At 60.5% G+C, this 24,255-nt stretch carries 13 protein-coding genes; 12 read left to right on the top strand and 1 reads right to left on the bottom strand.

The window, feature by feature from the left end; all coding sequences use genetic code 11:
• The first annotated feature begins 76 nt into the window (after positions 1 to 76).
• From J3U87_RS30415 to J3U87_RS30365, 11 genes are all read left to right on the top strand, one after another.
• A complete protein-coding gene (locus J3U87_RS30415; RefSeq protein WP_237379561.1) occupies positions 77 to 1,111 on the top strand; it encodes a sialidase family protein in 1,035 nt (344 codons plus the stop codon).
• Positions 1,112 to 1,119: 8 nt separating this feature from the next.
• Positions 1,120 to 2,046 carry a sigma-54-dependent transcriptional regulator gene (locus J3U87_RS30410; RefSeq protein WP_237379560.1) on the top strand — a complete coding sequence of 309 codons (927 nt, stop codon included), beginning with the start codon at positions 1,120 to 1,122 and terminating at the stop codon, positions 2,044 to 2,046.
• Positions 2,047 to 2,663: 617 nt separating this feature from the next.
• Positions 2,664 to 5,417 (top strand): M16 family metallopeptidase, encoded by a 2,754-nt coding sequence (locus J3U87_RS30405; RefSeq protein WP_237379559.1) that lies wholly within the window; start codon positions 2,664 to 2,666, stop codon positions 5,415 to 5,417.
• A 438-nt stretch (positions 5,418 to 5,855) separates the two neighbouring features.
• The gene (locus tag J3U87_RS30400) at positions 5,856 to 6,263 is read left to right on the top strand and encodes a hypothetical protein (RefSeq protein ID WP_237379558.1); all 408 of its coding nucleotides are present in this window, start codon (positions 5,856 to 5,858) and stop codon (positions 6,261 to 6,263) included.
• 109 nt (positions 6,264 to 6,372) lie between these two features.
• Positions 6,373 to 7,653, top strand: a complete 1,281-nt coding sequence (locus J3U87_RS30395; RefSeq protein WP_237379557.1) for a TolC family protein — start codon at positions 6,373 to 6,375, stop codon at positions 7,651 to 7,653.
• Positions 7,646 to 8,863, top strand: a complete 1,218-nt coding sequence (locus J3U87_RS30390) for an efflux RND transporter periplasmic adaptor subunit (protein ID WP_237379556.1) — start codon at positions 7,646 to 7,648, stop codon at positions 8,861 to 8,863. Before J3U87_RS30395 ends, J3U87_RS30390 begins: the two co-directional genes overlap by 8 nt.
• Positions 8,864 to 8,872: 9 nt before the next feature.
• Positions 8,873 to 11,992, top strand: a complete 3,120-nt coding sequence (locus J3U87_RS30385; protein ID WP_237379555.1) for an efflux RND transporter permease subunit — start codon at positions 8,873 to 8,875, stop codon at positions 11,990 to 11,992.
• 694 nt (positions 11,993 to 12,686) lie between these two features.
• Positions 12,687 to 13,664, top strand: coding sequence for a type 1 glutamine amidotransferase family protein (locus J3U87_RS30380; RefSeq protein ID WP_237379554.1), 978 nt, complete (start codon positions 12,687 to 12,689; stop codon positions 13,662 to 13,664).
• A 581-nt stretch (positions 13,665 to 14,245) separates the two neighbouring features.
• A complete protein-coding gene (locus tag J3U87_RS30375) occupies positions 14,246 to 19,870 on the top strand; it encodes a PKD domain-containing protein (RefSeq protein WP_237379553.1) in 5,625 nt (1,874 codons plus the stop codon).
• A 538-nt stretch (positions 19,871 to 20,408) separates the two neighbouring features.
• Positions 20,409 to 20,891 carry an acyl-CoA thioesterase gene (locus J3U87_RS30370; RefSeq protein ID WP_272932433.1) on the top strand — a complete coding sequence of 161 codons (483 nt, stop codon included), beginning with the start codon at positions 20,409 to 20,411 and terminating at the stop codon, positions 20,889 to 20,891.
• Between the two features lie 276 nt (positions 20,892 to 21,167).
• Positions 21,168 to 21,461 (top strand): hypothetical protein, encoded by a 294-nt coding sequence (locus J3U87_RS30365; RefSeq protein ID WP_237379551.1) that lies wholly within the window; start codon positions 21,168 to 21,170, stop codon positions 21,459 to 21,461.
• A 657-nt stretch (positions 21,462 to 22,118) separates the two neighbouring features.
• On the opposite strand, the gene J3U87_RS30360 is transcribed toward J3U87_RS30365, so the two are convergent.
• Positions 22,119 to 22,985 (bottom strand): NYN domain-containing protein, encoded by an 867-nt coding sequence (locus tag J3U87_RS30360; protein WP_237379550.1) that lies wholly within the window; start codon positions 22,983 to 22,985, stop codon positions 22,119 to 22,121.
• Between the two features lie 636 nt (positions 22,986 to 23,621).
• Here J3U87_RS30360 and J3U87_RS30355 point away from each other — a divergent pair.
• The gene (locus J3U87_RS30355; RefSeq protein ID WP_237379549.1) at positions 23,622 to 24,218 is read left to right on the top strand and encodes a nitroreductase family protein; all 597 of its coding nucleotides are present in this window, start codon (positions 23,622 to 23,624) and stop codon (positions 24,216 to 24,218) included.
• Positions 24,219 to 24,255 lie beyond the last annotated feature (37 nt).

Below are 24,255 nucleotides of genomic sequence, written 5' to 3'. Positions count from 1 at the left end.
GAGGTGCGAAGCGGTTGAATTCACACGCATGAGCGGGTATCGTGAAGGCTATTCCCGCGTTGCGGAAGGAGTACCCATGATCAAAACCCTGGTGCCTCGCCGGGAAAATCAATACAGCGCTTTTCCGACGTTCGCCGTGCACCGGGACCAGCTTTTCGTGTTCTTTCGACAGGGTGTCAAGGGGCGTTGGGGAACCCACGGTCATGGGGGTCGGGTCAAGCGCCTTCAATTCGATCTCGATACCTTCGTGGTCGCCTGCGACGATCCCGAACGCGAGGAGATCGGATCACTGGCCGTCGAGAGCCATGTCCACGGCGAGAAGGGTCGCAACGAAATGGACGCCATCGTCAGCGACCTCGGCGATGGCCTGTTCTGCCTGGCCACCCGCAACTTCGATCGCGAAAAACGCATGCGCTGCTTCGTCGGTTTTTCCCACGACCTGAACTTCCGCGAGCGCATCGAGATCGCCGTACCCGGCGTTCATTGGTTCGCCTTTTACGGCAAGGCGCTGCGTGTCGGCGACGACCTGGTGTTTCCGGCCTACGGCGGCCTCGATGGGAAGGACCACATGCAGGCACTGTTGATCTCGGTGCCGGTCGAGCGGCGCCACGATCCCACAGCCTGGGGACTTCGGTCGGCGATTCCCAACGGGTCGCGGGACCGCGAGCTCAACGAGTCCTCCCTGGTCCGCGCCGGAGATCGTTTCCACCTGTTCAGTCGCGCCCATCGCCAGCCATTCGCGCTTTGGCACGCGACCTCCACCGATTTGGATCGATGGTCCGAACCGCGGGTCATCATTCGAGACGCCCACGCGCCGATGGCCATTCACTGGCGCGATCGGGTCTGTGTCAGTTACCGCCATCTCTATCGCGGCACCGAGTCCGAAGAACAGGCCGCATCCGCGGCGCCCTCCGCCGCCACCTGTCTGGAATGGCCTTTCGACGATCGGCCCATCGTCACGATCGAATCCTTTCCCGGTTCCATCTACGACGGCGGCTATTCCGACCTGGGGCCCGTGCGCGACCGCCTGTTGCTGGTGTATTATCAAGGCAACGCCCAAGGGGAGCCCTATCTTCGCTGTTGGCTTCAGGAGCCTGACTCACTACTTTGAGGCTGCTTGTGACGTCCCCATTCAGTGCCCATCCCGCCCTGCAATCCAAGCTCGAGTTCGCCGCCCAAATGTTGCGCGATGCCCGCCTGCTCGTGTTGACCGGGCCCAGCGGCTGCGGCAAGACCTACTTGGCGCGCCAGCTTCACGAAAGCGGTTCGCGTGCGCGGAGCCCCATCGTTTTCCACGATGCCGCCGCCCTCAGTATGGGGCTTTTCGAGAGCCAGTTGTTCGGACACGTCAAAGGTGCCTTCAGCGGCGCGACCAAGGATTTCATCGGACTGGCCGGCGTCGCCGGTGACGGCACGCTGGTGCTCGAGGGGCTGGAGGACTGGTCCCAGGAACTCCAGGCCAAGCTGTTGCGTTTCCTTCAGATGCGCACGTATCGGCCGGTCGGTGCCACCTTCGAGCGAGCGTTTCGCGGAGTATTGATCCTCACCAGCCGGCTCTCCCTGAACCAACTGCACGACCAAGGGGCGATTCGCGAGGATTTCTTTTTCCGGCTCCTGGGTGCCGAGGTCCCGCTTCCCGATATCCACGGCCGGCCCGAGGATTTCGAGACCGTGTTCACCGCGATGAAACGAGACCTGGCTACGGAAGTCCCGCACCCCGCCCGCGACCTGGACGACCATGACCTGCAGGCCGCCAGGGAGCTGACCCTGGAGGGCAACTACCACGGCTTGCGCAACGTGATGATGCGGGCCATGATCACGGGATTGCCGATCGCCGAGCTGCCCTCGCTGGAAGCGGCGCCCCACGAGGACGTGGGCGACCTGCCCAATACCGGCAGTCTGAAGGAAGACCTCCACGTCCTGGAAGGACGACTCCTGCGGCGAGGTTTGGAAGTCTACCCGCACAACCGCAAGGAGTTGGCGGCGCATCTGGGCATCAGCCTGCGGTCGTTGATGTACAAGTTGAAAGAGCACGGATTGAATTAGGGGCCGAACCGGAACCGGGAAAAACCCGACGCCGGATACCCGGCTCCCGATGCCCTGCAACGGAAAACTCTTAACCCTCCTCCCGGAAATGCGGGAACTCCCATTTGGCTAAAAAAGTCTGTCCACGGATCACACCGATTGACACGAATTTAAAAACCATCCTCGGATCACGGGTTCTCGATTTTTTGAAGGATCGGCGGTACTGCGGAGACTATTCCGTGCAAGTGCCTTGGTTCGCGTCATTCGCGTCATTCGTGGACAAAATTGCTCTCTCATTTGAACCGAACCCGTTTGGAGTGCCCGATTATGGAGAGATTCGTTGGAAACAGCCGGTATGGCTGGGTCGGTAGGACCACTTGCCCGACAGTGGGTTCCCCAATGGAAATCCCTTTGATTGGTTTCAGCCTGAGAACCCGGTTGTCGGCAGTCCGGCTCTCGGTGTGGGCTGCGACGCCGTGCGGAATCATTTTCGAGGTTTCATGGGTCGACGTGATCCGCTTTCTTCGCCGTTCCCGCGTGATAATGAGGAACCCAGGAATCGAAATGAGCCCGAGTGAACGATTTTGGATTTCACGAACATACTCGGCGCGATTTAGGAGGAATATTCCGTGACCTGCATGCGACCTAAAGTAACGTCTTTGTTTCCGCTGCTATGTGCCTTGCTTGCCCTGGTGCCGACGCTGTCGGCCCAAACGCCCGAGAGCATGACCGAGGTGCGCTCGCTCGAGGGAATTACCGAATACGCCATGAAAAATGGGCTTCGGGTCCTGCTTTTCCCCGACCCGACCAAGGAAACCATTACCGTCAACATCACCTATCTGGTGGGCTCCAAACACGAGAACTACGGTGAGACCGGCATGGCCCACCTGCTCGAGCACCTGGTCTTCAAGGGCACGCCCAAACACCCCAACATTCCCGAAGAATTGACCGAACGCGGTGCCCGTCCCAACGGAACGACCTGGACGGATCGAACCAACTACTACGAGACCTTCCACGCCTCCGACGACAACCTGGAATGGGCCCTGGAACTGGAAGCCGACCGCATGGTCAACTCCTTCATTTATAAGAAGGATCTGGACAGCGAGATGACGGTTGTGCGCAACGAGTTCGAGCGGGGCGAAAACAACCCGTTTCGCATCACGCTGCAGCGCATTCTGTCGAGTTCCTACATGTGGCACAACTACGGGAAGTCGACGATCGGCGCGCGCTCCGACATCGAAAACGTGCCCATCGATCGCCTCCAGGCGTTCTACCGCAAGTATTACCAGCCCGACAACGCGGTTTTGGTCGTCGCCGGTAAGTTCGAAAAGGCCAAGGCCCTGAACCTCATCCACAAGTACTTCGCGCCGCTGAAGCGCCCCGAACGGGTGCTTCCCCAGATCTACACCACCGAGCCGACCCAGGACGGCGAGCGCGAAATCACCCTGCGCCGCACCGGTGACCTGCAGCTCGTGGCGGCCGCCTATCACATTCCGGCCGGGTCGCATCCCGAATTCGCCGCGGTCGGCGTGCTCACCCAATTGCTCTCCGACGACACGTCCGGTCGTCTTCACAAGGCACTGGTAGAGAAGGGCCTGGCCGCGCAAATCATGGGACTCGATTTTCAGTGGGCCGAACCCGGTGTCTCGATCTTCGGCGCCGTGGTTCCCAAGGACAAATCCCTGAGCGAAGCTCATGTGGCGCTGCTGGACACGCTTGAAAACATCGCGGAACACCCGGTCACCGAGGCCGAAGTGACTCGCGCCAAAGCCGAAATGCTCAAGAACATCCAGCTCGCCATGAACAGCTCCGAAACGATCGGCCTGTTTCTCAGTGAGTGGATCGGCATGGGCGACTGGCGTCTGTTCTTCCTGTACCGCGATCGCCTGGAACAGGTGACGGTCGCGCAAGTACAGGCGGCGGCGAAGAAGTACCTCCGTCCCAGCAACCGCACGGTCGGCCGCTTCATTCCCACCGAGAATCCGGAGCGAGCCGAGATCCCCGCCACGCCCGACGTTCAGGAAATGCTGAAGGACTACAAGGGCAAGGCCGCGGTCGCCATGGGCGAAGCCTTCGATCCCTCTCCCGAAAACATTGAATCGCGAACCGAGCGTCTTGGTCTGGAAGGCGGCCTGAAACTGGCCTTGTTACCCAAGAAGACCCGAGGCGAATCGGTACACGCCCACATGAATCTGTACTTCGGTGACGAGAAGAACCTCGCCAAGAAGTCGGTGCTGGTGAAGGTCGGCGCCGACATGTTGATGCGGGGCACGCAAAAACTGAGTCGCGACGAGATTCAATCCCGACTCGCCGAGTTGAAGGCCACCATCAAGGTGAACCCGAAGCCGAACGGCGTGGAATTGACCGTTCAGACGGTGCGCGAGCATTTCAAACCCACCATGGCACTCGCCATGGAAATCCTTCGGGAGCCGGCCTTTCCCGAGAAAGAGCTGGAACTGTACAAACAGGAGAGCATCACGGTGCTGGAGTCCGGTCGGCAGGATCCGGCCGCCATCATCCAACGTGAATCGGCGCGCGCTTTTGCGACCTTCCACAAGGACCATCCGCTGTACGGGCCCGGCCTCGACGAAGAGATCGACGCCATCCAATCGGTGACGACCGATCAATTGAAGGCGTTCCACAAGGCGTTCTACGGTGTGGATCACGCCACCCTGGCGGTGGTCGGTGACTTCGACAAAGAAGAACTGGTCAACCTGGTGGTCGCCAAACTGGACGGTTGGAAGTCGAAGAAGAATTACGAGGCGCTCGCCGATCCCTTCGTCGCCAACAAGGCGGGTCATCGATCCTTCGAAACGCCGGACAAGGCCAATGCCGTGTTCATGGCCGGTTTCACCTTCGATATGACCGCCGGGCACGAGGATTTCGCGGCCCTGAGAACCAGTAACTTCATCTTTGGTGGTGGCGTGCTGAACTCGCGCCTCGCCAGACGGATCCGCCAAAAAGAGGGCCTGTCCTACGGGGTCGGTTCCCGAGAGCGGGTTCGCTACGACGAGCCGCGTTCCGTGTGGTTCAGTTATGCCATCGCGGCGCCCGAGAACATGGAAAAGCTGGAGGCCGCCTTCCGCGAGGAAGTGGAACGCATCGTGACCGACGGTGTGACCGAAGACGAGCTGAATACGGCCAAATCGGGCATGCTGCAACGTCGCAAGGTGCAGCGTTCCCAAGACAACCGCCTGGCCGGCCTGCTCTGCAACTACATGCACCAGGGCCGCACCCTGGCGTGGGATGCCGAGTTCGAATCCAAAATCCAGGCGTTGACGCCCGGCGACGTTCATCTCGTGGTCAAGAAGTACCTCGACGTGAACAAGATGACGGTGCTCAAGGCCGGTGATTTCGCGAAGGTCAGCGCCGCCAAGGAAGCCCAGAACTAATCGGCCGTCGATTCGGATCGGCCATCCAAAGAGAGCCGCATCGCACCAACGGGGCGCGATGCGGCTTTTCGTTTTTCTGACCGGCATCGACATCTCGCGCGGAAGATCTTGTTTTCATCGGAACCCCTCGCCAAAAAACCGGGGTCCACTTTCGCCGAATAGCGGCCGCGTTTCGAGGGACGCCACAAGCCTGTATGTTCACTATCTCGTTGAGGGAGAGTGCTTTGTACGCTTTGGCGACGAGCGGTCGAGCTGTAAATACGCGGTAAATTCCAGCCGGACGGTCATTCGGCGCTGGCTTAATTCCATATTCAACGATATGATGAAGTGTTTTTGCAATCGCGCGACACGCGCATCGCATCGGCGGGAACTCGATCCTCCCGCCCTTCAATCCTGTGGAGTACTCGGCGTATGGCGATTCCAGGGTCTACGTGGCATGTGGCATGTCGAACCGGACTGTTTCTGGTATTGACCTTTTTCAGTGGCGTTCCCGGAACCATCGTGCTCTGCCGCGGTGATAACGGGCATGTGGCCATCGAGCTCGCCAACGAAGACGGCTGTGTCTCCTGTTTCGACGGCGACGTGCACTACGAAGTGCCACAACTCGAGCAAGGCGATCATTGCGGGCCCTGCGTCGATACCTCGCTGGCATTGGCGCCTTTGGATCGCGTCCACCACACCGAGTGGACGATTGCGGCCGGCCCCGTGCTCCTGACCCCACCCTGGGCGCCCGTGACCATGAACCGGGCCCTGTGCCATGCCCGCTTCGGGCCCATCGGTCTGCGTCCACCCCCTGGTCCCGCGCCGATTCTGGCCGCGCTGACCACCGTTTTCCTCCTGATTTGATACCTCCGCAACGCTGATCCGATTCCCGTTCGCGGGAATGACTCGGGGTGTCCTCATGTGAGCCGACACCCATCAAACGGACGCTGTTTAGGCAATTTGCGGAGGATGTATGAACCGAATGATCGCGGCGTGGTGCCGTGTCATCTGGCTGGCGCCCTGTCTCTTGTTCGCGGGTGAACCAGCCGATCAGGCCGAAAAACTGACCCTTGCGGAAGTCTATCGACGGGTGGAAACGATCCATCCCGGACTGGCCGCCTACGGGCTCCAAGAACAGGTGATGGCCGCTTTGGTCGACCAGGCGGGTCGCCTGCCGAACCCCGAATTGGAAGTCGAGTTGGAGGATTTCGGCGGGAGCTTTTCGGGTTTGGACCGGGCGGAAACCACCGTCGCCGTTTCCCAGACCGTGCAGACGGCGGGCAAGCGGAAGTTGCGGGTTCGCGTCGCCGAGGGTGAGCGCCAACTTGCGGCGTGGGACACGCGGGCGGCTCGTCTGGATGTGGCCCTTGAAACCTACGTGACCTTTTACGAAATGCTCGGTGCCCAGCAATGGGTTGCGCTTCACGACGACCTCTTCCGGTTGGCGGAGGAAACCCACGCGACCATGCAGGCTCGCGTGGAGGCGGGCAAGGTCTCGCCGCTCGAAGCCGTCAGTGCCGAAGTGGCCCTGTCCCAGGCTCGTCTGGCCCGAACGCGGGCCGAGACGCGGCTCCACATGGTGCGCGGCCGTCTGGCTGCGCTGTGGGGTGGCGATCCCGCCACCGAAATACGAGTCTCGGGTGACCTGGAACGGGTCGACGCGATGCCCACGCTGCCCGAGGTGCTGGAGCGACTCGAGCGGAATCCGCAAATGGCGCGCTGGGCGCAGGAACGCGAGACGAGCGATGCCCGGCTGGTACTCGAAAAAAAGCGATCCATTCCAGACTTGGACGTGCAGGCCGGTTACCGCCATTTTCGGGAGTCCGGCGAGAACACCTGGGTCGCGGGCGTTTCCGTGCCGTTGCCGTTCTTCGATCGCAATCGCGGTAACCGACGGGCGGCTGTGCTGGCCGTTCGCCAGGTAGCCGAATCGGAGAAGGCGGTGCGCAATCGCCTCGTAGCGGAAGCCACCGAAAGCTATTACCGCGCCCAGGCCGCTCGAGCGTCTCTGACCTCCCTACGCGATCAGGTCTTGCCCGCCGCGAAACGCGCTTTCGAGGGCGCCGGCCTCGGCTACCGCGAAGGCAAGTTCGCTTATCTGGATCTGCTGGAAGCCCAGCGCAACTACTTCGAGACGCGTGCCGCCTATACCGAGGCACTGGTCGAAATGCACCGCGAAACCGCGGCACTGGCGCGGTTGACCGGACAAGTCGCCGTTTCCCAACCCGAGGAGGATGGTCGTGAACATGACTGAATCGATAACACCCACCTGGATTTACACGGTATTGCTGGTGTCGATCTTCTGCGGGACGCCGGCGCTCGCCGTCGGGGATCACGACGATCACGAAGAAGATGGCGATCACCAACACGAAGAGTCCCACGAGGAAAACATCGTCACCCTGACCGAAGACCAGATGAAATCGCTTTCGTTGGGTTCGGTGCTGGTCTCGCGCGGTGAGCTCACCGAACGGTTTTCCTTCCCCGCCGAAATCCAGTTCGATCCGATGAAGGTGGCGCACCTGACGCCGCGCGTCCAGGGCACGGTTCGAGAGGTGAACCACGTGCTGGGCGATGTGGTGAAGGGCGGCAGTGAACTGGCGGTCCTGGAAAGCCGCGAGCTGGGAGTGTCAAAATCCAACTATTTGGCCTCACTGGCGTTGCAGCGTCTTCGCGAGCGCACCTTCGCCCGTGAGGAGCGGCTCTGGAAGCAACAGATCACGTCCGAACAAGATTACCTGGAGGCGGCCCAAGCATTGGAGGAGAGCCGCATCGAAGTCCTCCTGGCTCGCCAGAACCTGCTGGCACTCGGGGTCTCGGAGGAAGATTTGGCCTTGTTGGGCCTGCAGGGGAACCATCTCGAACTGAACCGCTACCGCATGACCATGCCGTTTGACGGGCGCATCATCGAGCAACACATCACCCGGGGTGAAGTGCTGGATGAACGCGATGCGGCCTTCGTGGTCGCCGACACGCGCTCGATGTGGGTCAACGCCCGCGTTCCCGAACGCGACCTGGCGCAGGTGAGCGAGGGCCTCGAGGCACTGGTGACCGTCAAGTCGTTGGGTGGCGCGGCCTTCAACGGCCGAATCGAATACCTATCCAGTCAACTGGATCCCGAAACGCGTACCGCCCTGGCGCGCCTGACCCTGCCCAATCCCGACGGCTTGTTGCGGGCCGGCATGTTCGCCGAGCTCACGGTGCTGGTGCCGCGCCAATCGGCGACCTCGGGTGGCCTGATCGTGCCGTCCGCCGCGATCCAGCGCGTGAAGGACGGCCAGGTGGTGTTCAAGCGGATAGGAGAGGGAACCTATGAATCGATTCCCGTGACCATTCTGCGCATCACCGCCAACGCGGCCGAGGTGAGCGGCGAGCTCGCGGCGGGCGACAGCCTCGCGACCGGCGACCTGTTCATCCTCAAATCCCAAGTGAGCAAGCACGAGCTGGGCTCGGGCCATTCGCACTGAGGAGGCGCCGTGTTTTCACCGATTCAAGCCATCATTCGCTTTTCGTTGGACAACCGCATGCTGGTGGTGGTCGGCTGGTTGCTTCTGGCAGGCCTCGGGTTCCGAGCCATGCTGCAACTGCCGATCGACGCCGTACCCGATGTGACCAACGCCCAAGTACAGATCATGACCAACGCGCCGGGCCTGCCGCCCGAAGACGTCGAGAACCTCATCACGTTCCCGGTCGAATCCGCGATGAGCGGCCTACCGGACGTGGAGGAAGTGCGTTCCGTCTCCAAATTCGGGCTGTCCGTGGTGACGGTGGTCTTTTTCGAAGGCACCGACATCTATGCGGCGCGAACCCTGGTTTCGGAGCGACTGGCTGAAGCCCGCGAAGCCATCCCCGAGGGCTACGGCCAGCCGGAAATGGGTCCGATCGCCACAGGTCTCGGCGAAATCTACCAGTTCGAAGTGCGTGGCGAAGGCTACAGCCCCATGGAGCTGCGCACCTTGCTGGATTGGACGATCAACTACCAGCTCCGATCGGTGCCGGGTGTGGTCGAGGTCAACGCCTTCGGCGGCGAGCTGAAATCCTACCAGGTCACCTTGCTTCCCGATCGGCTCACGGCCTACGGCATTTCGGTGGGCGAGGTCGCCGAGGCCCTCGAGCGCAACAACCGCAACGTCGGCGGCGGCTACCTGATCCACAACGACGAACAGGTCCTGGTGCGGGGTGAGGGCATGATCCAGGGCCTCACCGATTTGGAAGACATCATCGTGCGCCACGATGCCCACGGCGGTACGCCCATCTTCGTACGCGACGTGGGCGAGGTCGTCTTCGCGCCGGTCATCCGCCAGGGCGCCGTGACCCGCGACGGCGAAGGCGAAGCGGTCATCGGGATCGTGATGATGCTGATGGGCGAGAACGCACGGGTCGTGGCCCGCGACGTCGATGCCAAAATCCAGGAAATCGCCAAGACCCTGCCGAAAGGCGTGGAAATCGACACCTTCTACGACCGCACCGAACTGGTGGATCGCACCATCTGGACCGTCACCAAGAACCTGGTCGAGGGCGGCCTGCTGGTCGTCCTGGTGTTGCTGCTTCTCCTGGGAAGCCTGCGCGGCGGCCTGATCGTGGCGCTCTCGATTCCGCTGTCCATGCTGCTGGCCTTCATCGCCATGAACGCCTTGGGTCTCAGCGGAAACCTGATGAGTCTGGGGGCCCTGGATTTCGGGTTGATCGTCGACGGCTCCGTGGTGTTGATCGAGGCGGTCATGCGCTATCTACACAAACATCGCGACGATCCACGCAGTCATGCGGACAAGGTGCGCGTCGCCTGTTTGGAGGTGGCGCGGCCGGTGACTTTCGCCGTCAGCATCATCATTCTCGTCTACATTCCCATCCTCGGCCTGACCGGGATCGAAGGCAAGATGTTCAAACCCATGGCGTTGACTGTCGTGTTCGCCCTCATGGCCTCGTTGCTGTGCGCCCTGACGCTGATGCCGGTCCTGGCGGTTCTGTTCCTCGAACGGGTGCGCGAATCGGAGCCCTGGCTGTTCCGCCTCGCCAAACGCATCTACCGGCCTTTGCTCGATCGCGCCATGCGGGCGCCGCGCACCGTGGCCGCGATCGCGATGACGGTGTTCCTGAGCGGCATGAGCCTGGTTCCCTTCCTCGGTGCCGAGTTCATTCCCCGATTGGACGAGGGCTCGATCGCGCTCCAAATCTGGCGCCTGCCCAGTGTCTCGCTGGAGACATCCAACGAGATCAGCTCGAAGGTCGAGTCGGTGTTGAAGGCGTCCTTTCCCGAGATCGACACCGTCATCTCGCGCACGGGTCGCGCCGAGATCGCCACCGATCCGATGGGGGTCGAAATCAGCGATACCTACGTCATGCTCGAGCCACGCGACACCTGGCGTTTCGACTCCAAGGAGGCGTTGGTCGAGGCCATCGACGAAACCCTCCAGAAGAGCGTGCCCGGCGTGATGTTCAGCTATTCGCAGCCCATTCAACTGCGCGTCTCCGAGTTGATCGCCGGCGTACGGGGCGACGTGGCGATCAGCATCTACGGCGACGACCTGGACCGCCTCGAGCGACAGGCCGACGAAGTAGTGCGGCTGGTTCGCGAGTTGCCTGGTGCCGCCGACGTCAAGGCCGAGCAGGTCAGTGGCCTGCCCACGCTGCGGGTTCGCCTCGATCGCCGCGCCATGGCCCGCCAGGGGATTCATGCCGATCAGGTGCTGGATGTCATCGAGACCATCGGCGGCAAGTCGGTCGGCATGGTCCTCGAGGGTCAGCGACGCTTTGATTTGCGGCTCCGGTTACATCCGGAAGCGCGGGCGACCGCTTCCCAGTTGGGTGACCTGCTGGTCCCGGTTCCGCTCGACGACGGCGATACGCGAATGGTGCCGTTGTCCCAACTCGCCGACCTGACCATCGAAGAGGGCCCGGCCCAGATCAGCCGCCAGAATTTCAGCCGGCGCATCACGGTCGAAGCCAATGTTCGCGGTCGGGACCTGGCCTCGTTCGTGGCCGAAGCTCAAGAGCTGCTGGACGCCAACCTGCAGTTGCCCACCGGTTGGTACCTTGCCTGGGGGGGCCAGTTCGAGAACCTGGCGCAGGCGTCGCGACGCCTGGCGCTGCTGGTTCCGGTGGCGCTGGTGTTGATTTTCTTGATGCTCTACAGCGCCTTGCGGTCCGGCCGCATGGCCACCTTGATCTTCCTCAACGTGCCGTTGGCGGTGACCGGCGGGATCGCCGCGATGGCCCTGCGCGGCCTGCCGCTCTCGATCTCGGCGGGTGTGGGCTTCATCGCGTTGGCGGGTATCGCGGTGCTCAACGGCGTCGTGTTGGTGTCCACCATCCTGGATCGCCATCGCGACACCCGCTGTGCCGTCGATGCCGCGGCGCTCGGTGCGCGGGAGCGCTTGCGGCCGGTTCTGATGACGGCCCTGGTCGCCTCGCTCGGTTTCGTGCCGATGGCCTTGTCGCAAGGGGCCGGCGCAGAGGTGCAGCGGCCCCTGGCCACCGTCGTGATCGGCGGATTGGTGACTTCGACCCTGCTGACGCTACTCGTGGTGCCGTCGTTGTACCGGTGGTTCGCCAAGCCGGGTGAAGCCGTGCCCGAGGAGGTCAAGGCCGCCGCGTGACGGTGAGCTTCCATTGTCGGCGGAACGCGAGGGATCTTCGCGTTCCGCCGCTATCATCCGCCTTTTCACGTCGGGTCCATGGTGTGCGGCCTCGGGCGCCGATTGCCGACACACGGCTCGCCGCCGCACGACACATGGAGCCCGCCACGAGCAAAGGGTTCACTCCGATTTCAAGGACCCGGGTTTTCGTCAAATTGTGGTGGCAGTCTCGGTACCCGAGGGCAATCAGGCGGGTGCCAGCATGTTCCAGCAGACGTGCCGAGAAGCATTCGAGCGGAGAGGGACCACGCCCGTGACCTGTAGTGCAGACGACGGATATGCTTCCGAGGCGGACCAGCAGTGGCTAGCGCAGCAAGGCGTGCAGACGGGTGGTCGTCATGATGTCCTTCCCCATATAACCCACTGGAACCGATATTCGAGTGCCTTGTCTGTCCTACAGTGTTCATAGTGATAGTTATAGAAGCTTTATATCAGCCACCGAGAATTCTGTGAACCCTGTGTTTCAATCATCCGAACACCCCGGCTCGAAGCCAGAACAATACCATTCAAAACCCTCCCAATACCATGATATGGTGGGGATGATTCAGCATGCTCAACCCATTTCATGAACTCATCGTGTTTCAGCACCACCTGAGTCGGTCAGCTCCCCGGCCAGGGTCGTGCTCGATCCACCGCCGAGATAACAGGCCGTCCCATGAAGCAATCCAGCGCTCGCTCCATGCTATCCCCTTTCGTCTCCCTGCTCCTCCCACTCTCGTTTCTGGTGATGACGGGAGCCCTCACGTCCTGTAAGCGGGACCAGCCGACGGGTGACATTCAGAAAGCCGACGAGGTCTTCGTCCCCAAAGTGGCAAAACCGGCCTACAAGGCAGAGGGCCCACATGTCGTGATCGATGAAGCCCACAACAATTACCACAAAGCCGAGGGCCGCTATAAACCGTTCGTGGACCTGCTCACATCCGACGGTTACCGGGTGACGTCCAACCGCAGGGAATTCACGCCTGAATCACTCGAAGGTATCGACGTCCTGGTCATCTCGAACGCTTCTGGCGGCACCCATGAGGACGATCCCGATGCCGAATTGGCCAAGCCGGCCTTCAAACCGAGCGAGGTGGCGGTCGTGAAAGCGTGGGTCGAAGGCGGAGGCGCCCTCCTGTTCATCGCCGATCACGCGCCAAGCGGGGCCGCCGGCCAAATCCTGGCGACGGCTTTCGACGTAGAGATGCGGAACACCTGGACCTACGATGAAAACCACGGTGAGCCAGGCTACGGCAAGTACAATCTCGCCTTCACGCGCGAGAGCGGCCTATTGAACGATCACCCCATCACTCGGGGTCGACACGAAAGGGAACGGATCGACAAGGTCGTGACCTTCACCGGCCAATCGCTGAAGGGCCCGGCCCACAGCGAACCCTTGTTGACCTTGTCGGACACCGCCATGGATGAGGACGTCACCGAAACTGTCTACAAGTCGGCGGCGGGACGCGTCCAAGGATTGACGCTACTGCAAGGAAAGGGACGGGTGGTCATCCTGGGCGAGGCGGCGATGATGACCGCCCAACAACGCTTCCGCGAAGGCGAGGTGCATCGGTTCGGCATCAGTTATCCCCATTGCGACAATCAACAGTTCGCGCTGAATATCCTGCATTGGCTCACGGGGCTCCTGCCCTAGGCGCAGGCAGGCACACGTCCACAAAAGTTGGCCCTCGAATCCAAGAAGTATTCCGAAATCAAGCTGGGGGTCCGCTCCGATTGTTGGTGGCTCTCACGATACGCCAGGGCTCCCATCGTTCGAGATTGGCGCTCGAGGCGAAGACCGCCGATTGAAACGCTGGTATCCGATGCGTCGGCGTTCCGACGCGCTCCGTAGAGCAGGCCTGACCGCGTGGCGTGCGGTAGGAAGTCTTTCGAGCTTGGGTGAATTGTCTAGCGGCAATCATTTTGTCTTCGGTCTAGTTTGTGTAGCATTTTGATTGTTCTGTTAATTTTCTTTGATTCTCGATTTTTGTGGATGTTTGCACGGCTTTTGTGTGAAATAGCTCAATAAATGCGCCTTACAAAGCATTTACATAGCCCGCAAACCTTTTTTCCGCTTGTGGATGGAACCCTCGTCACAGGTGGGCACATTTTCCGCTTTGCGGTGACTCTCGTCACGCACCTGTCGTGAACACGATTTATGGGGCCCGAATGGGTCTCTGAATTTTCTTATTTAAAAAATTAAATCGAGGGTTTTCATCGATGAGAATAGCTTTCATGTTGTTCCTATTCGTCTCACTGCCCGCCGCTACCTGGGCAACCGACTGGCACACCTTGATGTCCGATCCGGACGTCACTTTCGAAGAAGTCAAGCAACACTTTGAGTCCTACTGGGCCAAACGTCCCGTGGAAGGGAAAAAGCCCGGATACAAACAGTTCCAACGTTGGGCGCATCTCGTGGAATCGCGCCTCGACGACCAGGGCCGCTTCAACCCCACTCCGGAGTTGTGGGCCGCATGGGCCGAATACCGTGCACGACAACACGCAAACGGCCTGTTCAAAGCCGACGATTTCCAGGGTAACTGGCAAGCGATGGGTCCCTTCGGTGGACCCAACGGGAAAGACGTGGGCCGCATCAACGCGGTCGTCGCCGATCCCAACGATGCCGACACCCTGTTCGTCTGTACCCCCGCCGGCGGCATCTGGAAGTCCGTCGACGGCGGCCTTCATTGGGAACCCAAGACCGCCGACCTGCCGACCTTCGGCTCCAACGGTCTGGTGATCGATCCGCGCGACGGCAACGTCATTCACGCGGTCACCGGCGATCCCAACTCCCGTCACACCACCAGCGTGGGCCTTTTGCGATCCACCGACGGCGGCGAGACCTGGACCCGTCGCGAGTTCCTTAACATGACGATGATGTACGAAATCGTCACCAACCCCGCAAACCCCGACATCATGTACTTCACGTCCAACCTGGGCGTGTACAAGACCACCGACGGCGGACTCGACTGGCAGCGGGTCTACACGGTGGGACGCGATTACAGCGCCCTGCGCGATATCGCCCTCAAGCCGGGCAGCCCCGACACGATCTACGGGGTGACCACCAACGCCCTGATCATGCGCTCCACCGACGGTGGCGCGAGCTGGTCCCAAACCGCCGACCTGCAGGCCAACCGCTCCCACCTGGCGGTGACCCCGGCGGATCCCAACCTGGTCTACGTGCTCGCCAGTGACGGCGCGAACTTCAAGGGTTTCTACCGCTCCAACGACGGTGGCGACAGTTTCGAACTGGTCGCCGACAAACCCAACGTCCTGGGACGCTGGTCCAGTGGAACCGACACCAACGGACAGGCCTGGTACGACATGGCGATCACGGTCTCTCCCACCGATCCGAATACGGTTTTCGTGGGCGGCATCAACCTCTGGAAAACCGAAGACGGCGGCGCCACCTGGAAATACCAGGCCGGCTACTCCGGTTCTTCCAACTACATCCACGCCGATGTCCACTACCTGGGCTACCACCACGGCGTCCTCTACGTGGGCTGCGACGGCGGTATCTACCGCGGCACCGCCGCCGGTGAAGACTTCCAGCACCTGAACGACACCCTGAACATCATGCAGTTCTACCGGCTGGGTATCAGCCAGGTGCGTCCGGGTCACATCCTGGGCGGCTCGCAAGACAACGGCACCAGCATCATCGACCACGGCACCTGGCAATTCCTCGCCGGTGGCGACGGCATGGAGTGCGCCGTCGACCCGGCCATCGACACCACCGTCTACTACAGCCAACAGAACGGCGTCCTGTACCGTCGCGATCTGGCCACCGGCATGTCCCGTGGCATCACGCCGCGCTCGGAAAGCGGCAGCTCGCTCAAAGGCGGCTGGGTCACGCCCTTCGTGCTCGACGCCAGCCAGCCCGGCACCATGTACTCCGGCTACAACGGCGTCTACAAGTCCACCGATCGCGGCGACAACTGGACCAAGATCAGTGACTTCAGCACCGGGAACCTGGGATACATCAGCGTTTCTCCCCGCGACAACAAGCTCATCTACGCCGGCATGGTGAATGCCGATCGGTTCCACAAGACCACCGATGGCGGCACCACCTGGCAGGAGGTCACGGTTCCCGAGGAGGGGAGCCTGCGCTTCGCGGTCCAGAACCTGATGGCCGATGCCCTGACCCGCGACAAACTCTGGATCGCGGTAAAACCCAGCGACAAGAATGCCGACAAGCGGGTCCTCTACTCCGTCGACGGCGGTGCCAACTGGGTCAACTTCTCCGAAGGCCTGCCCAAGGTGAAGGTCAACTGCCTGGTTCAGGACGTGGGCGGCCCCGACCGCATCTACGTCGGTACCGATCTCGGTGTCTACTACCGCGAGCCGGGCATGAGCCAGTGGCTCGCCTACAACCAGGGCCTGCCGCCGGTCATCGTCAACGAACTCGAAATCCAGTACCCCACCAAGAAACTGCGCGCCGCCAGCTTCTCGCGCGGCATGTGGGAATCCGATCTCTACAGCGCCGCGTTCGAAGCGCCGATCGTCCTGTTCGAAGAGACCAACGAATTCCTGTGCGAAGGACGTAGTTTCCAGTTCAACGACCGTTCCACCGGTCAGCCCACCCGTCGCGACTGGCGCTTCCCTGGCGGTTCTCCGGCGACGTCCAATGACGCCAATCCCCAAGTCACCTACACCCAACCCGGCGTGTACGACGTGACCCTGACCGTCACCAACCAATACGGCAACGACAGTGTGACCGAAACCGGCTACGTGGTCGTCAACGGTCGCGTGGATTCGTTCCCGTGGCGCAACGATTTCAACGCCTTGCCCGAAGGAACCCTCGGCTCCCTGGTGGACGGTTGGATCAACATGGGCCAAGACAAGGCCGACTGGCAGTCGGCGACCGCTGGCGTGCTCGACATGAACGGCAACGACACCGGTCCCGCGACCGATCACGGCGGCGACGGAACCTACCTGTACCTGCCCAACGCACCGATTTCCGGCGGTACGCACGCCGAACTGGTGTCGCCCTGCCTCGACCTCTCCGGCATGGACCACCCGCGCCTCAAGTTCTGGTACTACCTCAAGGGCGCGGTGACCTCCAAGATCGAGGTCGATGTCTGGGCCGACGGACAGTGGCACACCGATGTGGTGCCGCCCGCGACCGGCCGGTACGACGCCGCCTGGAACCTGCACCTGGTGCCGCTGACCCAGTTCAAGGATAAATCCATTCGTCTCCGCTTCCGCGGTAGTGCGCGCATCAGTGGCGGCAACCGCGTGGCTCTGGACGATGTGGAAATCGTCGACGACAACTCCAGCTACCTGCCGGAGATCACCAGCGTCGATGTCCCCCAAAACGTGGGTGTGGATCGTTACTTCGATGTCTCGGCCACCGCGGTCGATCCCAACGGCCTGTCGTTGAGCTATCTGTGGATCTTCCCCGGCAACTACCGAACGACCGATGCCAACAGCCGTCACTACGTGAGCGAGGCCGGCAGCCACGAGATCACCCTCCAGGTGTCCAACAGCGTGGGTGCCATGGTCGAGCGCAAATTCGTCGTGCAGGCCTCCGGGCAGCCGAACCGCATTCCCGAAATCCTCGACGTGACCTGGGAGCCCCGGGTCCCGAAGCGGGGAGAGGAAGTCACCTTCACCGTCGAAGTCAACGATCCCGACGGCGACGAGATCGAAGCGTTCTGGCGTTTCGGCTTCGGCATCGGCCGCAGCATTCCCGGTACGACCGTCAAGTTCATGTTCGGCGCCTCCGGCCGACAGCACGCCTCGGTCAACATCAACGATGGCCGTCCCGAAGGCATGGCCCACCGATCCGTGGAGGTCACGGTTCTGGAACCGGACGGATCGGAACCGATCTGGCCCAACGACAGCCGCGAAGGCCTGTCTCTCGCGGCCGGTGAAACCAAGCTCTACAAGTTCAACCCCAATCCCGATCTCGATCACCTGTCGATCTTCACCGAGGGTGGCAGCGGCGATGTGGATCTCTACATCAAAACCGATGCGATCCCGACGACTTCGGACTACGACTTCCGTTCGGCGGGTCCCGACAACGGCGAATCGATCAGACTCGACGACGCGACGGGGAACACCTACTACCTGCTGCTTCACAGCCCGCAGGGCAGCGACGGCTTCACCCTGCGCACGGAAGCCGCCTTCTTCCAGAACATCTGGCCGGGTCAGACGCGGTTCAACAATACCGCCAAGCAAGGTGAGTATCTCTACTACCGCCTGAACACCAACGACTACAGCCAGATCACCATCCTCACCGAAAAAGGCGAGGGCGACTTGGATCTCTACGTGAAACGGGACGCCAAACCCACCAAGGACGACTACGACTTCGTCAGTGGCGGTGCTACCGGCAGCGAGAGCATCACCATCGACGATTCCGCCGGCAAGGTCTACTTCATCGGCTTGTACGCCTATGAAGCCTTCAACGACATCACGCTCAAGGTGGAAGGTGTCCGTTCGGAGAACCAGATGCCGGTGATCAACACCTTCACCGTGCCCGCCGGCGCCAAGGTGGGCGAGTCGGTTCGCTTCAGCGCGCTGGCCAGCGATCCCGACAACGATCGCCTGAGCTTCACCTGGACCATCGACGGTAGCACGCTCAACGGTTCGGAAGTGGCGCACACTTTCGACAGTGAAGGCTCCTATTCGGTGTCGTTGGCCGTGGAAGACGGTCGCGGCGGGCGCGCGACGCGCCAGGGGACCATCGTCGTCTCGGTCGACAGCAACCGCGACCCGATCGTCAACAGTGTGGTCGTGCCGCGTCGTGGCGTGGCCGGCGAAGCCGTGACCCTGACCGTCAACGCCAGCGATCCCGACGGCGACGACCTGACGATCGCCTGGGATCTCGGCGACGGGAACACCGCCGAAGGGGCGTCCGTCGATCACACCTACGCCAACGCCGGGACCTACGACATGACCATCACCGTGACCGACGGCAAGGGTGGTCGTGTCGACGAACGGGCGAGCATCCTGATCGATCCCGCCCCCAACCGCGATCCGGTCATCGAGCGCCTGAACGTGCCTGCCGAAGCCAAGGTGGAACAGGCCGTGACCCTGGCCGTGACCGCTTCGGATCCGGATGGCGACACCCTGACCGTGACCTGGGAACTGGGCGACGGCCAGACCACCGAGGGTGCCACCGCCACCCACACCTACACCGCGGCCGGTACCTATCAGGTCCGGGTGACCGTCAGCGATCCGCAGGGCGGCTCGGCTCAGAGCACCGCCTCCATTCGTGTCATCGAAGACCAGGGCGTGCCCGAGCTCGATGCCGACACCACCTTGTTCGGATTGACCGAGGTCAAGGGCGGCCAGCTCTTCCTGAAGGTCACCGTTCCCGCGAACCACAACTTCGTGCGCTTTGCGGTGCTGGGCGGTACGGGTGACTGCGATCTGTACGTCAAGGAAGGCGAACTGCCGACGACTTCGGACTACGGCTATCGCTCCTGGAATCCCGGGAACCGCGAGGTCATCGACATCAACGGCCGTCAAGGTCGCACCTACTTCGTGCTGCTCAATGCCTACGAAGCCTTCGACGGGCTGATGTTCGCCGTCAACACCGATGGTGTCTACACGGTCGACCAGAGCGGCGCCGTCGACGATCTGTGGGGCAACCGCAACACCGGGCGTTACTTCCGCATCGAAGTGCCCGCCCACGTGGCGACCCTCACCATCGAGACGTCCGGTGGCTCGGGCGATTGCGATCTCTACCTCAAGGAAGGTTCGCAACCCAGCCCCAGCGACTACCAGTACCACTCCTATGCCCAGGGCAACAGCGAGCGCATCACCGTGAATGGCGCCGGCGGCAAGGTCTTCTACCTGATGAAGCACGCCTACCTCGCCTACACCGGACTCTCGCTGCGCATCACCATGGAGTGAATCGGCCCGATCTGACAAACCGGGACTTCGGCCGCAACGTCGGTACGAGGTCGTGAATCGAAAGGCGTCGTCTCCCGCGGGAACGGCGCCTTTTTCTTTTCGCCAAGATCGATTTTTGTTTCTGTGTTTGAAAAAACGAGGAGCTATGAAAGAACGGTAGTTTTTGTTGTTGCTATTTTAGTCAGAAAAGAGTAGTGTTGTTTCCAGAACATACCTAGCTCTTTAGTATCCGACTCCCGAAACTCCACGGCAGCCTCGTCTGTGTTCATCAGGTTTCATACAGGCGGGGCTTCCTTTTTGAGTCGGCAGGAGCTATCGAATCTTGTTCGATGTGCGTTGGACGGGTTATGCTGGTGGCTGTTCGTCCGATCATCCGAAGCGAGAGGAGCCTGGCGGTTTGCCGGTGGTTCGAACCGGAACGCATCGCCGCCTCTTCGGCCGCGGCCTTCCGAGCGATGGGTCCGGGGTCCCGCCGAGACACGTCGCTAACCTGGTTGTTCTTCGTGATTTGGGAGCGGACGGCAGGTGGTGCTCGCCGATGGTGGCGAGTGAATTCATATCTCAGTGTTTCGCTCCTTTGGACGGGCGGAAGTCAGGTGGATTTGTGCGGCAAAATTATCCTTTGTTTACACCCATTCAAGTGCGATGGGGCGATATGGATGCCTTGGGACACGTGAACAACGCGCGGTTTTTCACCTATTTCGAACAGGCGCGGATCGCGTTTTTCGACCACATCGATGCCAATCGATTTTGGAGCGACGTGCAGGGACCCGTTCTGGCCAGTGCCACGTGCAATTTTCGCCGGATGATCAAATATCCCGCCGATTTGGAAGTGGGTACCCGCGTATTGGAAATCCGCAACCGGAGCTTCGTGTTGGAGACCGCCGTTTTCCAGGTGGGCGACGACGGCTTGTTGGCCGACGGCACCACGGCGGTGGTCTGGGCCGATTATCGCGAGGGGAAGTCGGTGCCGATGCCGGATGAGCTGAGGGCGGCCCTCGAAGGCTTCGGTACCGCATAGCGGAGGTCATGGTTTTTCCAAGTTCTTTTTTACCACGGAGTTCACAAAGATCCCGGAGGGATGTGCGGAGTGGCTGAGGCGCCAAACATTTCCGAACCATTCCCTTTCTCGAGGGATCCAAGCTTGTGCGCATCCAATAGTGAAATAGTTGTGACTCCTTAAGGTGGTTAGGCTGGATGAGGCCGGGTGTCAACTATCGGGTGTCAACTCTCGACAAAGTACTTGATCGTAGGTGATTAGCTGATACCTAATATCCGGCTGCTACTATCAGATTGCATGGAAAACCTGCCGGTTCCGAAGCTCCCTTTAAAAATACCGCTGTTTCCGGATGAGCCCAAACTCGAAAACCATATCGATCGCTTGACTCGTCGTGAGGCATTGAAGCGTTCTGCAAGAGTGACTCTCTTGAAACCAAATGGTACCTATAACCTGAGCTGGGTCTTGCCGTCGTCAAATCTTGATCAGGAAGGCAAGAATGATGGAAACCAGGAAAAGCAAGACCATACTATGTCACCAATGCCGATCCTTTCCTGGTTTCCTATCTTCATGAATTTCTGCTTAATCTTTTGAATATATGACCCATGGCCCTTCGCCAGAAATCAGGTAGGGTGTTTCTTTCTCGAAATCGAGTGGGTATTCCCGCTGGTGCGTGGCTCTTATGTAAAAAACTTTGTAAGATTCGAATATAAAGATAAAAACATAAAAAGGCGAATGTGCAGGGAGTTCGTCGAAAAATGTCGGCCCGGCGCCCTGGGCGGGCCCGGCCGGTATGGCCCGGCACCTACTGCCACGGCGCCCCTCTCACGAATGTGGGAACTCCCAAACGATTCGCTTCGATTAGGTACCCACTTGAAACCCGGTGGCCGGTGTGCCGGACCATCGGCAATCCGTGGTCCGGCACACCGGCCTCCGACCTGGGCGGCGACTGTGTGGAAAAACAGCACGTTGTTGTGACCTAGGTTGGTCGCTTTGCCCCAGATTTCCTGATCCTTCTCTGTTCCTCGTCTTCCTCCGGCACCTGCTTCGGATGTAACGATCACGTTTGAAAAGCCCGGCCCTGTGTGCTCGACTCTGCGTCCTCCGTGAACTCGGTGGTAGAAAAAAAGTCCTCGCCCCAGACCCAGGCAAGCGTGAACACCTCCCCTCCAAAAATTGGAAAGCCGGCCATCCCAAAAGGAACGCCGGCTTCAGTGGCCATCCGGGATCCGCCCATGCGGCAGGTCCCTGTTACGCGACGCACACCAGGTCGCGCACGCTGGGATGGGCGAAATTGATGATGAACACCGAGTAGGGGTGGGGTTTGCCAGGAACCTTGCGGACGCGAATGACGCCCTTGCCCTTCAATCGATCGATCAGGTTCTGGATCTCGAAGCGGGACAGGTGGCCCAGGTCGGCTTCGTTGGGCACGATGTCGCGAAAAAAAGGCCCGACCCACACCTCGCGTTCGTGGCGGGCGTGCTCCTGCACGATGACGCGAAGGAGCTTTTCTTCTTCTTCGTCGATCTCGAATTCCCACATTTCCTCGGGGCCGAAATCGATTTCTTCCTCGAGGTAGCCGAGGCCGGTGTTGAGCAGTCGGTTCTTGGGAAGTAAGCTGTTGAGTCGAATGATGTTGTGTTCGCCGACCTGGCGCTTGAGGTCGCCCGACATGTTGAAACTGAAGGCGCAGAGCAACACCTGCTTGCCGTATTGCAGGATGCGGCGGATGATCGGCAGGTAATCGCTGTCCCCGGCACAGATGACCAGGCAGCGAATGTCCTCGCGCAGGACGATCATTTCCATCGCGTCGATCGAAAGGAGGATGTCGGCGGAATTCTTCGAGGGCTTCGAGTGAATGAATTGGGGCTCGAAGCCGGCCAACTGGAGGTCGCCCTGGACGTCGGCCATCTCGTAGTCCTTTTGGTAATCGGCATAGGTGCGATTGAGGATGGGGAGGTAGCCGTATTCCTCCTGAATCTTGTATCGGAGTTTGTCCAGGAGGTGGACCAATTCGCCGCCTGGGCTCAAATCAGGACGGTAATTTTTAAGGGAGAAGAACAAGTTTTCGAAGTCAACCAAAATAGAACAGAACTGGAGTCCAGATCCATGTTTCATACATCTACCTCGTGAAACAGCGATAGCATCAAAAAGAATGAAATGTATTGCGAAAAAATGATTAGTAGAGAAAAGGAGCTGGGTTTAAGTAAATCTGGGTAAAACCCGATAGAGCCCGAATTTTAGACGCAATGGAAGGGGCTCGCAACGAAAATCTCACAGAACGTGATCGGCTTCCCATTGTATTCACACGCGGCTAACCCTTGGGAAACCAAGGAACTGATACCGCATACGCGTTCAGGAGCGAGGTCCCTGTAAGATTTTTGTAAAGAACTGGAGGAAATTTCGGTAGGAATGACATTAACTATAGCAGGGGGGAACTTTTGAGTTGTGAGGTTTCTTCATGAAATAACCAAAAACCTTTTCGTTATCTTGGATTTCGGACCATGGGTTTTTCATGAAACGGACCCTTCTTTTCCTGAGTGCCCGGTTGGGGTTTTTTGGTGCACCGGTTGGGGTGTCCCGAAGCATTTTGTGCTAGTTTGGGAACGTGATTCCACGCGACACGACGAACCGATGGCCACCGAGCGGTTGACTCGAACATATTACGGGTTTTCCGAGTCGGTAGGTCGCGACCTGTGCGGGGGCTCTCGCCCAACTCGGGGAATCCACATATCTCGTTACAACGGAGACGTTATGGAAAAGCCGGCAGAAACCCAATTCCCGATTCAGGACCTGATCGCTCGCCGTTGGAGCCCGCGGGCGTTCCAACCCAAAGCCCTGTCCCGCGAACAGGTCGGTGCCTTGCTCGAAGCGGTGCGCTGGGCGCCCTCCAGCTTCAACGAGCAGCCGTGGCGTATGATGGTCGCCGAACGCGGCGATGCGGCGGCCTTCGAGGCCATGTTGGGTTGCTTGCTCCCGGGCAACCAAACATGGGCCCAACATGCCGGCTTGCTGATGGTGAGCTTGGCCCAAACGCGTTTCAAGCGAAACGATCGTGTAAATCGCCACGCCTTTCACGACGTGGGCCTGGCCATGGGCCAGCTCGGCATTCAGGCGACGGCCCTCGGCCTGTCGCTGCACCAGATGGCCGGCATCGATGTGGACCGAATTCGCCAGACCTACGCCCTGCAGGAGGGCTGCGAGCCGGTGGCCGGTGTCGCCGTGGGGTACGCGGCCGAACCGGAAAGCCTGCCGGAGAATTTGGCGGAGCGCGAACGGGCACCCCGCCAGCGTATGGCGCTGAAGGACCTGGTCTTCACGGGCACGTTCGGGCATCCCTGGTTGGGTTGAGGGGCTTGCCAAGGTAGGCAGGGGTTTGACTGCCAGG

It is taken from the genome of Sulfidibacter corallicola (assembly GCF_017498545.1).
In the GTDB taxonomy this organism is placed as follows: domain Bacteria; phylum Acidobacteriota; class Holophagae; order Acanthopleuribacterales; family Acanthopleuribacteraceae; genus Sulfidibacter; species Sulfidibacter corallicola.
This window is presented reverse-complemented; position numbering and strand designations above follow the sequence as displayed.

Coding starts and splice junctions, on each gene's coding strand:
- J3U87_RS30415 (WP_237379561.1), top strand. CDS start 77: ATGATCAAAACCCTGGTGCCTCGCCGGGAAAATCAATACAGCGCTTTT.
- J3U87_RS30355 (WP_237379549.1), top strand. CDS start 23,622: ATGGAAAAGCCGGCAGAAACCCAATTCCCGATTCAGGACCTGATCGCT.
- J3U87_RS30405 (WP_237379559.1), top strand. CDS start 2,664: ATGCGACCTAAAGTAACGTCTTTGTTTCCGCTGCTATGTGCCTTGCTT.
- J3U87_RS30375 (WP_237379553.1), top strand. CDS start 14,246: ATGTTGTTCCTATTCGTCTCACTGCCCGCCGCTACCTGGGCAACCGAC.
- J3U87_RS30360 (WP_237379550.1), bottom strand. CDS start 22,985: ATGAAACATGGATCTGGACTCCAGTTCTGTTCTATTTTGGTTGACTTC.
- J3U87_RS30370 (WP_272932433.1), top strand. CDS start 20,409: ATGGTGGCGAGTGAATTCATATCTCAGTGTTTCGCTCCTTTGGACGGG.
- J3U87_RS30365 (WP_237379551.1), top strand. CDS start 21,168: ATGGAAAACCTGCCGGTTCCGAAGCTCCCTTTAAAAATACCGCTGTTT.
- J3U87_RS30395 (WP_237379557.1), top strand. CDS start 6,373: ATGAACCGAATGATCGCGGCGTGGTGCCGTGTCATCTGGCTGGCGCCC.
- J3U87_RS30390 (WP_237379556.1), top strand. CDS start 7,646: ATGACTGAATCGATAACACCCACCTGGATTTACACGGTATTGCTGGTG.
- J3U87_RS30380 (WP_237379554.1), top strand. CDS start 12,687: ATGAAGCAATCCAGCGCTCGCTCCATGCTATCCCCTTTCGTCTCCCTG.